At 46.0% G+C, this 14118-nt stretch carries 9 protein-coding genes; 3 read left to right on the plus strand and 6 right to left on the minus strand.

What is annotated here, in order from left to right:
* Window positions 1-310: 310 nt before the first annotated feature.
* Window positions 311-2464, minus strand: coding sequence for a ferrous iron transport protein B (feoB, locus tag ACFQ2O_RS14275; protein WP_377528789.1), 2154 nt, complete (start codon window positions 2462-2464; stop codon window positions 311-313).
* A 9-nt stretch (window positions 2465-2473) separates the two neighbouring features.
* Window positions 2474-2725 (minus strand): FeoA family protein, encoded by a 252-nt coding sequence (locus ACFQ2O_RS14280; protein WP_377528792.1) that lies wholly within the window; start codon window positions 2723-2725, stop codon window positions 2474-2476.
* Between the two features lie 376 nt (window positions 2726-3101).
* Here ACFQ2O_RS14280 and ACFQ2O_RS14285 point away from each other — a divergent pair, with 376 nt between their 5' ends.
* Window positions 3102-5288 carry a PAS domain-containing sensor histidine kinase gene (locus tag ACFQ2O_RS14285; protein WP_377528794.1) on the plus strand — a complete coding sequence of 729 codons (2187 nt, stop codon included), beginning with the start codon at window positions 3102-3104 and terminating at the stop codon, window positions 5286-5288.
* Window positions 5289-5331: 43 nt separating this feature from the next.
* Here the strand turns inward: ACFQ2O_RS14285 and ACFQ2O_RS14290 are convergent, their stop codons facing one another.
* Window positions 5332-7785 carry a bifunctional UDP-N-acetylmuramoyl-tripeptide:D-alanyl-D-alanine ligase/alanine racemase gene (locus ACFQ2O_RS14290; RefSeq protein ID WP_377528796.1) on the minus strand — a complete coding sequence of 818 codons (2454 nt, stop codon included), beginning with the start codon at window positions 7783-7785 and terminating at the stop codon, window positions 5332-5334.
* A gap of 213 nt (window positions 7786-7998) precedes the next feature.
* Here ACFQ2O_RS14290 and ACFQ2O_RS14295 point away from each other — a divergent pair, with 213 nt between their 5' ends.
* A complete protein-coding gene (locus ACFQ2O_RS14295; RefSeq protein WP_377528799.1) occupies window positions 7999-8952 on the plus strand; it encodes an EamA family transporter in 954 nt (317 codons plus the stop codon).
* Window positions 8953-9003: 51 nt separating this feature from the next.
* On the opposite strand, the gene ACFQ2O_RS14300 is transcribed toward ACFQ2O_RS14295, so the two are convergent.
* From ACFQ2O_RS14300 to ACFQ2O_RS14310, 3 genes are all read right to left on the minus strand, one after another.
* A complete protein-coding gene (locus ACFQ2O_RS14300; protein WP_377528801.1) occupies window positions 9004-9357 on the minus strand; it encodes a hypothetical protein in 354 nt (117 codons plus the stop codon).
* A 239-nt stretch (window positions 9358-9596) separates the two neighbouring features.
* A complete protein-coding gene (locus tag ACFQ2O_RS14305) occupies window positions 9597-12188 on the minus strand; it encodes a DUF5686 and carboxypeptidase regulatory-like domain-containing protein (RefSeq protein ID WP_377528803.1) in 2592 nt (863 codons plus the stop codon).
* Between the two features lie 95 nt (window positions 12189-12283).
* Complete coding sequence (locus ACFQ2O_RS14310; RefSeq protein WP_377528805.1) at window positions 12284-13180, minus strand: DMT family transporter; 897 nt, start codon at window positions 13178-13180, stop codon at window positions 12284-12286.
* A gap of 235 nt (window positions 13181-13415) precedes the next feature.
* On the opposite strand from ACFQ2O_RS14310, the gene ACFQ2O_RS14315 reads away from it, so the two are divergent.
* Window positions 13416-13901 (plus strand): regulatory protein RecX, encoded by a 486-nt coding sequence (locus tag ACFQ2O_RS14315; protein WP_377528807.1) that lies wholly within the window; start codon window positions 13416-13418, stop codon window positions 13899-13901.
* Window positions 13902-14118 lie beyond the last annotated feature (217 nt).

Genomic DNA, 14118 nt, shown 5'->3' on the forward strand with positions numbered 1-14118 from the left:
ATCACATTAACAAATTTTTAATGTGATATTTCTTATACAGCGCGGATAAAACTCTAAACATCAGTATTATCACCACAAAAATAATAATCGATAAACAATAGGCTACCAGCTAGTTAAGCAGGTTATTGATCCTTGAAAGTATAGCAACAAGAAAAAATGGCTAATTACCGATCTTCAAGATAAATATCTGCCAAACGAATTGATGTAAAGACCAAGGGTTCTTACTTATCCCGCTTACTTTAGCGTTAAAACACAGAGGCCCTGACATTCATTATGTCAGGGCCTCTGTGTTTTAACGCTAACAAGATCCTTAACTAAAGATATTATACGTGATAAAAGCCATCACATAAGCAAGGCCACTCATGTAGATCAACTGCGCTAAAGGCCACATCAAGCTCTTCGTTTCGCGGCGCACAATGGCTAGCGTACTTACGCATTGCATAGCGAACAGGTAAAAAATCATTAGCGAGAAACCACGGGCTGGTGTAAAAAAAGGATCCCCGTTGGCATCTTTCTCCGTCATCAGCTTGTTCTTGATAGTACTTACGTTCTCTTCTTCTCCTATACTATAGATGGTGGACATGGTACCAACAAATACTTCGCGGGCAGCAAAAGAAGTAAGCAGGGCTATCCCGATTTTCCAGTCATACCCTAGCGGACGAATTACAGGTTCTATACTACGCCCTACAATGCCTGCATATGAATTCTCTAACTGATGTGAGGCTATCCGGTTTTCTGTCTGCACTTCGTTCAGGTTCTCCACCCTAGCTTCTGTTAATGCTTTTTGCCTTGCCTCCTCAAAATTATCACCCGGGCCATAAGAGGCCAATACCCAAAGTATAATTGAGACTGCAACAATTACCTTACCTGCTTCAAACACAAAAGCCTTTACCTTTTCCACAATAGTTATACCTACGTTCTTCCAGCGGGGCATTTTATAGGTAGGAAACTCCATAATAAAGTAGCTCCGCTCTCTGGCCTTAAGTATAGTTTTGAGCAAAAGGGCTGATAGTATAGCTGCCAGAAAACCTATCAGGTATAATCCCATCAGCACCAGGCCTTGCAGGTTCATAAACCCAAAGTAGTATTTCTCCGGCACCACCAGCGCAATCAGTACTGTATAAACAGGTATGCGGGCTGAGCAACTCATCAGCGGCGTTACAAAGATCGTAATCATACGGTCTTTCCAGTTCTCAATGGTTCTAGCCGACATAACAGCCGGAACAGCACAGGCCACTCCTGAAATAAGCGGAACAACGCTTTTGCCGTTCAGCCCGAACTTCCGCATGATCTTGTCCATCATGAAGGTAACACGGGCCATATAGCCGGTTTCCTCAAGTATGGCTATAAAAGCAAAAAGTATTGCAATTTGAGGCACAAACACCAGCACACCGCCTAAACCAGCAATAATCCCTTCAGTAAGCATATCAACCAAAGGTCCGTCAAAGTTGCGCTGAATAAGGCCGTTCAATGAAGCCACTCCTTCATCAATCAGCTCCATAGGGTAGCTGGCCCAGGCAAAAATGGCCTGGAAGATAAGAAAGAGAAGGACAAAGAATATCAGGTACCCGAAAATTTTATGTGTCAACACCTGATCAAGGCGATTGCTAAACTTTTCGTCTTTATCGGCTTTCTCTACCCGAACTGCATCCAGCAGCAGCTCATTTATAAGGGTATACCGAGCAATGGTCTCATTCGCCTGTAAGGTATTGGATTTGAATTCTGCTGCCTCCAGGTGCCCATCAAGCCAGGCTACGTCTTCCTCATTTAAAAATTTCAGGTTTTTATAATGATGGGCTATTTGCAACGCCAGGTATTCGTTCTGGAGGTCAAACCGGTCTTTTATTACATACAGTAAGGGCTTTAGCTCCTGAGGTATGCTATAAAATGACTTTGTAGTAGCCTGTAGCTGCTGCGTCATTACTATTTTAAGCGCCGCCACGCCAATACCTTTGCGGGCATTCATAGGTATAATTGGCACGCCTAGCTCACGTTGCAGCGCATCTATATCTATCTTCACACCCTCCTGCTCGGCCACATCAACCATGTTCAAAGCCAACACTGCCGGAAGCTGCAAATCTGCCAGCTGTGTAAAGAGCAGTAGGTTTCGCTTCAGGTTCGAGGCATCGGCCGTAACAATAACCAAGTCAGGGAAATGCTTGGAAGCCGGATCGTAAAGCAGGTCCGTAATTACCCGCTCATCTAAAGATTTTGGGTAAAGGCTATAAGTACCAGGCAAATCAATTATCTCCGCCTTAAGCTGAGAGGTAAGCTGGCTGATACCGGTTTTCTTATCAACTGTAACCCCCGGGAAGTTACCCACTTTCTGGTTAAGACCAGTAAGCTGGTTAAAAAGCGATGTTTTACCTGAGTTTGGATTTCCAATCAAAGCTATTTTAGCAATGGCTTGGCTTACAGGAGGCCTCTCGGCTTGCTTTATGTCAGGTTGAGTAGCTACAGTCATGTAATAGGTTTACTGCTTGAGTAAAATAGTCTCGGCTTCGTCTAACCGCAGCGAAAGCGTGTAGTTATTTACAATAATGGTGATTGGGTCTCCGAGTGGGGCGCGGCTGTTCATTTTCACCTCTGTACCAGGTATACAACCCATTTCAAGTAGTTTAAGACCCATTTCAGGGTCATTCAGACAGCAGATAACACCACTTTCTCCTATTTTGAGTTCGCGCACCGACCTGTGCCCCTTATGCTCTCCTATCTTGTGTTGCACCACCTTGCCGCTTTATTTAGACTGTTTATAAACAACTGCAAGGTACGAGGTGTTCAACTTTATTGCAAAATATGTTAACCTTTTGTGAATACTGTCCTTTAGCCTTCCCAATTCTCACATATTTTGGCTCAAGAATGTTTCCTGATCCACTGGAATAAGCTCTCAGCGTTAAAATCGGCTCCGGAAACATAAATCCCGCAAATTTGAGGCAGCTGGTATGCTGCTAGTTTAGGCAGCAGCTGAAAAGGTACCAGAAGTATACTTAGTGCATTTCAATAAAAGTATAACTATCTTGATAGCAGCAAACATGCAGCACTACCTTACTTAAACCGTATAGTATAAGTGCAAGAACCAGTTAGTTACAGGTATCGCTTCTATGACCGCTCAAAGCCACTCTCCAGACTTTTATGAAAAACTGGTACTGAACAGTTCAGAAATGATTACTGTCCTGGATGCAGATAACATATTTAGTTTTGTGAATATGGCTGTGGTCGGTGTACTTGGCTATCAACCGGAGGAACTACTCGGCAGGAGTGTACTTGAATTTATACACCCCGATGACGTAGCCTTTGCCACAGATGCCTTAGCTGGCATCACCACCGGACAATCAAGCCTCATCCCACCCTTTCGGTACAGAGCAAAAAGCGGCAATTGGATCTGGACACTTATTACAGGCTCCTGCTTTCTAGAAGATCCTGCTGTACAAGGGCGTATAGTTGTCTGGCGAGATGTAACAGAAAAGGAGGAGGCAAAGCAACAGCTTGAAGCAAGCGAAGCACATTATAAGTCGCTTATCTACAATCATCCGGATGCTGTGTTCTCGTTAACGCTGGCAGGCAAAATCAAAACAATCAATAACGGCTTTACGAAAATTACCGGATTTACCTCCGAAATTATCAACGCACCTTTCACTGACCTTGCTCATCCCACTTTTTTCTCTAAAGTTACGCAAGCGCTGACAGATGCCTCGAACGGAAAATCCAGCTCAATAAAAGGAAAGATTATTGATAAAAGCGGCAGTGCTGTTTACCTGAGTTTAACAATTATGCCTGTTATAGTTGGCGATAGTGTAACAGGGATACAAGGCATTGGTAAAGACATATCTCAGCTAAAAAAATCAAACGAAAAGCTAGAAAGGCAGGCAGAGCGGCTAAACAGCATTTTTGAGAGTGTTACGCAGCCATTTATTGTGATAGACAAGAAATGGCGCTATGCCTATGTAAATAAAATATTCACGTCAGGACTTGGGAAAGATACCAGCTACTTTATAGGTAAATCTATATGGGAGATTTTTCCGGAAGCCATAGGCAGCAGGTTCTATAATGAGTGCCACGAGGTGGTGCGTACAGGCAGATCAGCTCACTTTGATGAGTATATTCCAATGTTCGACGTTACCCTTACCTATAATATCTATCCATTTCCTGACGGTATAACTGTCTTTTTTATGGACATCACCAAGCAGAAAGAAGTAGAAAGCGAATTGCAGAAACTATCTCTGGTGGCCAGCAAAACAACCAATGGTGTTGTACTAATGGACGCAGAAGGCAAGATAGAATGGGTGAACGATGGATTTACCAAGCTAACAGGTTATTCTAAGCAGGAGGCACTAGGCCGCATACCCAGTGAGTTACTGCAAGGGCCAGGCTCTGACCCGGAAGCAGAAAAACGAATACGTGATAGCTATAAAAAAGGTGTTCCTTTTTCTGAAGAGGTGCTGAACTTTAAGAAGAACGGCGAAAGGTTCTGGATGCACTTTGAGATCACCCCTATTTTTGATGAAAATGGTAACTTAACAAGCTTTGTAAGTATAGAGACCGATATTACAGAGCTAAAGAAAAAAGAAGAAGAAGCTGCCATGCTTGCCAAAGACCTGTTTGCCCACAACCGCGATCTAGAACAGTTTGCTTATATTGTATCGCATAATTTGCGCACGCCAGTAGCCAACATATTGGGCTTAGGCAGTTTGTTAAGCACCACAGAGAGGCATACACAGCAGTTTGAGAAGGCACTTTCCCTGCTTAATGTATCGACCCTGCAACTCGACGCGGTGATAAAGGACCTTAACAATATCTTATCGGTTCGAAACCACGCACTTTCCGTTACTGATGAAACCGTCCTCTTATCGCAGGTAATTTATGAGGTAATTGAAAGCCTCCGGGACAGACTGGATAGCTGTCATGCGTCCATTACGATAGCGGTACAAGAGAACCTTAAAATAAAAGCAACAAAGCCATACGTATACAGCATTTTTTATAACCTGCTCAGTAACTCTATTAAGTATAGGTCTTCTGATCGCCCACTGCACATTTCAATTTCATTAGAAGAAAGAGAAGAATACAGCATCATTCGTTTTGCTGATAACGGTATAGGCATTGACTTACATAAAGCCGGGCAGAAGCTATTTATGCTATACAAAAGGTTTCATTCTCATGTGGAAGGGCGGGGGATTGGACTTTACATGGTCAAAAATCAAGCAGAGGCAATGGGCTGGAGTATTAAAGTTAACAGTAACCCGGGTCAGGGAACAGAGTTTCAGTTGTTTCTAAACGCCCATACAGCCTAATACTGCACAGTATGCATAGTAGCAGCTGTTTTTACAAAGATCCCTACTCCGCATAAAACACCCGTTTTACCCGTGTGCTTACATTGGTAAGTAGCTCGTACGGAATAGTACCGATATTTTTCGCCAGCTCTACCAGCGTTAGCTGTGGCCCAAAAATAATAGCTGTGTCGCCAGCTTTTACTTCTACACCGGTTACATCTACCATGCACATATCCATACATACATTCCCGATAAGCGGGCAGCGTTGCCCGTTGATCAGTACCTGCCCTACGCCGTTGCTGAAGCGGCGGTCGTAGCCATCGGCATAGCCAATGGCAATGGTGGCAGTGGTGCGGTCAGTGCTGGCAATACCCTTGCGGCTATAGCCTACTGTTTCGCCCTGCTTAATATGCTTCACTTGAGATACTGTGGTTTTTAGCGTGCTTACTGGCCGCAACGCCTCCTGCTCAGAGCCTGTAGCTTCCACACCGTACAAGCCAATCCCCAGCCGCACCATATCCAGCTGATGCTCCGGAAAGCGCACAATGCCTGCCGAGTTGAGGATATGTTTGATTACTTTATACGTCAGCCGTTCCTCTATCGCTGCGGCCATACGTGTGAAGCTGGCAATCTGTAGCTGCGAGAAATCATTATGAACTGCCTCATCGGCTCCTGCCAGGTGGCTAAACGTGCTGGCTACCTGCACCTGTGGGTGCTGCTCCAGTATTTCAAAAAGCAATTCAAAATCCTCTACCACAAAACCGAGGCGGTGCATGCCTGTATCCAGCTTCAGATGAATTTTATACTTCATATGCGGCTCCAGCATCGACACAAAAGCCTGCAGCTGCTCCAAAGAGTATATTTCCGGCTCCAGGTTGTACTGCCGCAGCTTCACGAAACTATCCGGTGAGGGGTTCATGACCATAATGGGCAGCGTAATGCCATTCTCACGCAAGGCTACGCCTTCATCTACATAGGCCACAGCCAGGTAGTCTGCCCGATGGAACTGCAATAGGTTAGCAATTTCAGCGCTGCCACTACCATAGGCAAAGGCCTTCACCATCACCATTAGCTTGGTACCCGGAGCCAATTTAGAGCGGTAATAGTTGAGGTTGTGCACCAACGAGTCCAGGTTTACTTCCAGCACCGTGCCATGCACCTTCTGCTGAAAAGCCTGCACGATCTTCTCAAATTCAAACACCCGCGCTCCCTTCACCAGAATCACCTCATTCCGATAATCTGCCGGGTTAAAGGCTTTTAGAAAATCAGGGGTTGAAGTATAAAAAGCTGCATTAGTGAAAAGATGCTTGTACTTGCTGATCGTTCGGCCAATACCAATTACGCGCTGCACCTTGTGCACCTGTACCAACTCTGCCACTTTCAGGTATAGCTCTTCTTCCGCTAAACCGGTTTCCAGCACATCAGAAAGTATGAGTGTATGCTGCCCCCGCTGCGGCTGACTTGCCTGTAAATCCAGTGCGATGGTTAAGCCAGCCAGGTCGTTGTTATAAGTATCATCAATGAGGTAACAACCGTTGATGGCTTCCTTCATTTCGAGGCGCATAGCCACAGGGTGCAGGCGATCCAGGCGGTCCTGTATTTCGGAGAGCGGCAGGCACCGCCACAGCAGAAAGGCCAGGCAATGCAGTGCATTCTCAATTGAGGCCTCGTCTGTGAAAGGGATTGCCAGTCGCTGCTTCTGCCCCTGGTATGTATACACCACAATTGTTTTATGGCCGGCAGTGGTTGTGGCATTGATAAACAGATCGGCAGTTTGCTTGCGGCTCCAGGTAAAGGCTTTTATACTTTGCTGCTGCACGGCCTCCTGCAGCAGCGCGTAATCAGAACAATAAAACAGCAACTCTACGCCGCTAAATAGCTTCAGCTTTTCAGCGACCTTCTGCGCTGTGGAGGCAAAGCCTTCATCATGCGCACTTCCAACGTTGGTGAAGATGCCGATGGTTGGTTGAATAATGGGCTGTAGCTGCTCCATCTCACCCGGCTGCGAAATACCTGCCTCGAATATACCTAGTGTATGATTTGGTTGTAGTTGCCACACGCTTAGCGGCACCCCCAGCTGCGAGTTATAACTGCGTGGGCTCTTTACCACCAGTTCATCGGCACTAAGCAAAGCTGACAACCACTCCTTCACAATGGTTTTGCCGTTGCTGCCCGTAATACCTATTACGGGAATATTAAACTGGGCACGATGCCATGCCGCCAACTGCTGTAAGGCCTTCAGGCTGTCTGGCACCTGCAGTATACTTGCCTCCGGGTAAAGCTGCTGTAACGCCACTTGCTCCCCCTGCTCCACTACAAAAGCCCTTACGCCCTGCGCATACAGCTGCGGCAGGTATTTGTGTCCGTCGTTATACTTGCCGTGAATTGCAAAAAAGACGGAGCCCGCCGGCTGCGAAAGCTTGCGGCTGTCGGTAAGCAGGTGCAGCACAGGCTGCGGCTGCACTAACTGCACTACTTTACCTTTTAGTATGTTCTGAAGCTGCTGAAAACCTAGCATAAGGAGTAATTTATACTTGCTGCCAAAGATAGGCGAAGGAGTTACAAAGTTACTAAAATAGAAAGTCAGAAAGTTTCGGAAATCCTAGTGCTACATAGTATGCGCAATCGCATTGAAGCCTGTATACGGTGCGGCACGGTTGCTACAAAAAAGAGATGCGCCACAGCTATTCTGCCCTCTCTTTCTGTAACTTTGCACAATTCTTCTCAACCCATGGAAACCACTACCACCACTACTAAACCATACTATGCAGCAGGCCTCGCGGCTTTCGTGATCTGGGGCTTTGTGCCCTTTCCGCTAAAAGCGCTTGCTGCTTACCCTAGTGGGCAGATTTTATACTTTCGGGTAGCGCTGTCGGTTGTGTTGCTGTTGTTTATTTCGCTACTGTTCCGGCGTAAGCAGCTGCTGGCTACCTGGGCGCAGCTCAAAGCCTCCACTACCAAAGAGAAGCGCATGTTTGCCATGTATACTTTTTTCGGTGGCGTGCTGCTTGCTTCCAACTGGCTCTCTTTTATATATGTGGTGAACCAGATTGATATACAAACAGGCTCTTTTGCGTACCTGCTGTGCCCTATCATTACTGCTGTGCTAGGCTTTTTACTACTGAAAGAGGAGCTGCGGCTAAACCAATGGCTGGCCATCGGCATGAGCGTCATTAGCTGTACACTTATCGGTTCGGGTGATATAACCAAGCTGCTGTTTAGTTTGTTGATTGCCTTTACGTACGCTTTTTACCTGATCACCCAGCGTATTTTAAAAGTATACGATAAAATTGTGCTGCTTAAGCTGCAACTGTTGCTTGCTTTTGCCTTTATAGGCCCCTTCTATACTTCGTTTGCCGGTGCTGATGCGCAGCTTACCGCCCACTTCTTTACCAACGCCCTTATACTTAGTGCAGGCTTTACAGTATTGCCGCTGTTCCTGAACCTGTTCGCCCTGAAAGAGTTAACCTCCGGCACCATCGGCATTCTGATGTACATCAACCCGATCCTTAACTTTGTGATAGCCTTTTTATACTTCGGCGAAGAGACAACCACAACTAAAGTAGCTGCTTATCTTATTATCTTTCTTTCTGTTATTATCTATAACCTAAAACTAAAAGGCCGCAAGAAGCGTGGAGATGGCCTGGTCATTCCGCCAGTAGGCACAACAGCTGTCATAAAATAAGAGAAGCCTTGCCAACAATGCTGGCAAGGCTTCTCTTATAAGTATTTTATACTATTGCTGATCTATCTGACGATTAGATGGCGTAGTAATATCAGGGCGTTGATTTGGGTTTTGCTTTCGCTGCTTCTGCATATCCAGCTCGTGCATCTGTCGGGCGGCTGAGTCTACATTCGAGTTCATGTTACCAAACTGATCGGCCTGCTCTCCAGTTACGGCTGTATCGCCAATGGCAGAAGGTCTCGGCTCATTCAGATGTTCCGCATCCGTCATGTTTACAATGGCTTCTGAAGTACTGGTATCGTCAGTTGGGTTCGATTCTGGTCGCTCGCCGTTACAGCCAAAGCCTACCATTGCACCAAACGCTATGGCCAATCCTGATTTAAATATATATGATGTCGTTTTCATGTCCGTTATAAATTAGTTCTTAAGTTATTTTTAACGGCCTACAGGTTAATAAGTTATACTTTCGCAGTTCTAATTGATTTACTTAAGTATAGAATTTTAACCCAAATACGTCTTCCAATGCTAAAAAAGCACATTCGAAAGGCAAACCACACAATGGCACAAGTCCATAAAAATACAATTTTCATCTTCCTGCAGCTTCCGAATTAAAAGCTGCTCCTGCCTCAGAAAAAGCTATATTTCTAAAATCCAAAGCCGATCATAAGGCCTGTTCTGGCTCGGTTGCCCTCCTGGAAAGAGGTTACAAAATCTACTCTAAACACTTTAAATATGTGCTCCACGCCCAGCCCCAGCTCCAGGTAATTGCCGGATTCTTTTGTGTTCAGGTAATTGAGGCTTACCACCTCCTGCCACTTCAGCTTACGGAACAAGGGTATCTTGTTAAACAGAAACCCATTGAAGTGGTGCTCAAAATGTGCCTCTACATAGCTGTTATTAGTGCTGTAGCGGTAGTAATCCAGTAGCTGGAAACCATCGTACACACCTGCCACAATGGTGCGGTTGCCGTTAAAGTGCTTGTAGTCCATCAGGCGCATATCTTCTCTTCCCCAGAAAACGCTCCCAAGCGCACTATACTTGCTGCGGCCCAGCAAGCCGAAGCTTATCTCGTCGCTTATGCCCAAGCCGGCGGTATTATACTGCACATCTCCGCCCAGAGCTTTTATACCAGCCCGGTAACTCAGCGTAAAAGTGGGGTATTTGGTGCCGAGGTTAATTTTATCATCAGGGCGCGTCATGTAGCGCAGGCCCGGCCTGAAGTGCAGGGCGGCTGCAACCGTTAGCGCCTCGTGTGGCGTGAAGGCGGCATCAGCTAGTTCTGCATTTACAGGAACATTGGATGTGAACTTGCTCAGCTCCTCTGCCCCTCTTTCTTTAAACGTGAAGTCGGCGGTATTCTCCATTGGCATACGGTGGGCATAATTTACGGAGCCGCTAAAGTTAATGCCGTTCCAGAGTTCGCTACGGTAACTCACCTGCCCAAAATCCCGCTGGTAAAGCTTCATGTAATTGCGCTCGGCCAGCAAGGTATAAAGTGTGTTTACAAAAGGCGAAATAGGCGTTTGGTTATTAATTTGCTGCACATAACGGCCACCTTCCACACTGATATAGCTGTTCTTGAACGGGTTGAAATGATAGCCCATGCGCAGCTTGGCATTAAGTTTTTCGTTACTGAAACCATAGCGCACAGCAGGTTCTATCGTATAGGAGCGGCGGTCTTCGAAGGTTCTCAGGAACTCCATACGCACATCAGCAGCCACTCCTTCTACGGTGTTATACTGCACTATGCTTGGCCCACCCGTCAGGCTTAGCACCGGATCGAAGCGGTAGAATTTGCGGGCATAGCTGTTAGAGTAAGTATAGCCCCCGAGCAAAAAGCTGCCAAACGAAGGCTTGTTCCGCACGGCATCCAGCGAATCCTGGTAGGGTTTAGACTTCTTGATCACCTCCAGACTATCCTTTTTGTGGTAGTCCACCACTTCTTCCTGGGTAAGCGGCACGGGGCGTATCTCAGCCCAATAAGCTGAATCCCGCTCGTTTGATCCTTTTTCCACCAGCAGCACCTCTTTGCTGAAAAGCTTATCGCTTACAATAGGTTGTGCTGCAGGTGCAGCCTCTTCCGGCGCTGTTAGTTTAAACTTAGGCTTTTTGGCTGGCTTAGCCGTTGCCAAAGTTTCTTCTTTGGCAGGTTCGGGTTCTATCTCTTGCAGCTTAGGCGGTCTGGCATAGGCTGGCTGCACTTTATACTTAGAGTATACACCCATGGCATAGCCGCTTCCTTTAAAGCCCAGCCCTGCCCCCTCAAACGTAAAGCGCTGCGACACCGGCATCCATACATTTTCTGCCACAGGCGCATATACCTGCCGCACACGCAGCCAATCTATAAACTCAATACCCGCGTCTTTGGTCAATCTTAAATCAGTGCTATGGATGCGCCAGTCTCCATCCACAATATAAATACTGCCTGAAAACACCGGATCGTTTTTACGACGTGGTACTACCTTTATTTTGTTGATGGTACGGCCGTTTTCCTCAATTGTACCCAGGTATTCAAAGCGGTAATAAAAGAGCGCGTTGTTAGCCAGCGGCGATACAAAACCACGCTCACTCAGCCCCTGCACCTTCAGCAGGTTATCGTAAAAGCTGACATTCATTTCGGAAGCCTGGTTAAAGCTGAAGCCTTTCTTCTGTCCGCTTACTTTGCTCGATATCATGCGCTCGTGCACCTTGTTCGGCTTTTTAAACGCCAGCTCCGACACCGACTCCGACAAGTATACAATGCCTGTATCCACATCCACTATCTTTATGCCCAACACTTTTGACGGCACCTTGTCCATACGGGCTACGCTCTTCATGTATACGCGGGCACTCCAGGCATTCACCTCGTTCTGGTGATACTTGCGCAGCCGAATGGCGTTGCGCATGATGGCATAGGCAGGATCTTCGTCGGCGGCACGCACTACTACCTCCTTCAGGTTGAGGACCTCCGGCTGCAGTTGCACATTTAGCTCCTGCGCGCCATCCCCAATAGTTACAGTTTCTGTCTTGGCCCGATAGCCAACATACTTAAACTCCAGTGTATAGGTGCCGGGGCTAAGCTGCATCTGGTAAAGGCCCTGGTCATTAGTGGCGGTACCGCTGGCCGTCTCAGTAATGTAGATGCTGGCAAACGGAAGGCCTTGATTGTTTTCGTCGGTTACGCGGCCGCGCAAGGTGCCCGCCATGGTAGTGGCAGCACAAAGCAAAAGCAACAGTAATAAAAGGTAGTGGCGCATGTGCTAAGGGTTAATAGCAGTAGTTTAATATACAAGTTATAGATGAAACCTCACACTATCAGCACAAAGTTCTATTCCTTATACTTTAAATCCCGCTACGATTTAGTTTCTACCTCTGTAGATTCGCTTTTGGCTAACATAGTTGCTTTGCGGTTCATATTGTTTTTATACTGCACATTCAGTAACACGCCTAGCAGCACCAAGCCCATTCCTACATACGTCCAGCCGCTTAGCAGTTCGCCAAAGAAAACGAACCCGAAAATAAGCGCATAGATGATGCCAATGTAAGTTAGGTTGGCTACTTTGGAGATTTCCTCATGCTGGTAAGACAGGGTCATGTAATATTGGCCTAACTGTGTAAACAAGCCAACCAGTAGCAGCATGGGCCAGTCCCAGCCTACTGGTTGCACCCAGTTAAAGATGGTATAGACTCCTACTACCGGCAGCGTAACCAGCGGAAAATAAAAGATGATCACCAGCGGATGCTCTCTCACGTTCAGCTTCCGCACGATAGTATAGGCCACTCCTGTAAAAACGGCACTTAACACGCCCAGCCACAAGTATAAAGTATCCACGTTTACTTCAACTCCTTCAATCACTAAAACACCTGCAAACGAAATCAGGAAAAACACCCACTGCCAAAGCCTTATGCGCTCTTTCACTATAAAAATACCTAAAATGGCCGTAAAAATAGGAGACAGATACTGTAAGGTAGCAGCCGTAGCCAGCGGCAGGTTTTGCAATACATTAAAAAAGAGGATCAGTGCCACGGCCCCGAAAGCACCACGGGCAAAAAGCAATTTGCGGTTGTTGCCCCACACGCTTACCCCTGCCTTACGCAAAAACACCAGACTGATTAGCAGCGAAATCAAAGACCTGAACACAATGATCTCCTCGGCCGGAATATGAGGCACCCACTTCACACATACTTGCATCAACGAGAAAAAGAACGTCGACAGCAACATGTATATAACTCCTTTTGATAGCTTCATGTAAATTTATTTTCACTGCAAAGGTCTATGATTTGGTTATTGATTACTAACAGTCTGAATCAGGATTTACAGAATACGTATAGATTTGCAGGATTAAAAAAATGTGCTTCATCAGACAGCTCACCACCTGCCCTTGAAAATTATTAAACCCAAACTCCTCAGCTTTCTGGCTCTTAAGCCTTTTAACTTTCTAACTTAGAACCTTGTTTATACTTAAATAAACTGATTTATACTTTTGGAACGCGAGAAGAAAAAGAAGACTTACACCCCTAAGGAGGCATTAATTAAGGCTGCAGCCTATTGTGCCTACCAGGACCGCACCCAGCAGGAAGTGCGCGATAAGCTATACTCCTACGGCCTTGAGTCCGACGATGTGGAAGAGCTGATTGTGCGCCTAAGCCAGGAGAAGATGATTGATGAGGAGCGTTACGCCCAAAGCTATGTGCGCGGCAAGTATGGCCTAAAGAAGTGGGGCCGACGGAAAATCATGCAAGGACTCAAAGGCAAAGGCATCTCAGAGTACTGCATTAAAAAAGGCCTGCAAGAAATAGACCCTGAAGTATACGAGCAAAACTTACTACACCTTCTGGAGAAGAAAAACGCTACCGAAAAAGAAAAGAACCCCTTCACCCGTCGCCAAAAGCTAACTTACTTTTTGATGAGCAAAGGGTATGAAAATGATTTAATTCAGGATGCGCTAAAGGGGCTGGAAAAAGAATAAGGTAGTATAAAATTGCGCTCCTGCTAAACTCGCGGCAATGAGGTAATTAAAATGTTGCACCTTTTCTGTACATTGAGGTAAAAGGGCCGGTTGAAGTATTAATTTTCTCCAGCTAAAGGGCCAATAACCGGAACAGTTCCTTATATACAGTAGTTGTGGAACATGCAAAAAATAGAAACAATGAAAAAGTATCTGATTCCATTCATCTTAATTTTTC

Source organism: Pontibacter rugosus, assembly GCF_042678745.1.
Classification (GTDB): domain Bacteria; phylum Bacteroidota; class Bacteroidia; order Cytophagales; family Hymenobacteraceae; genus Pontibacter; species Pontibacter rugosus.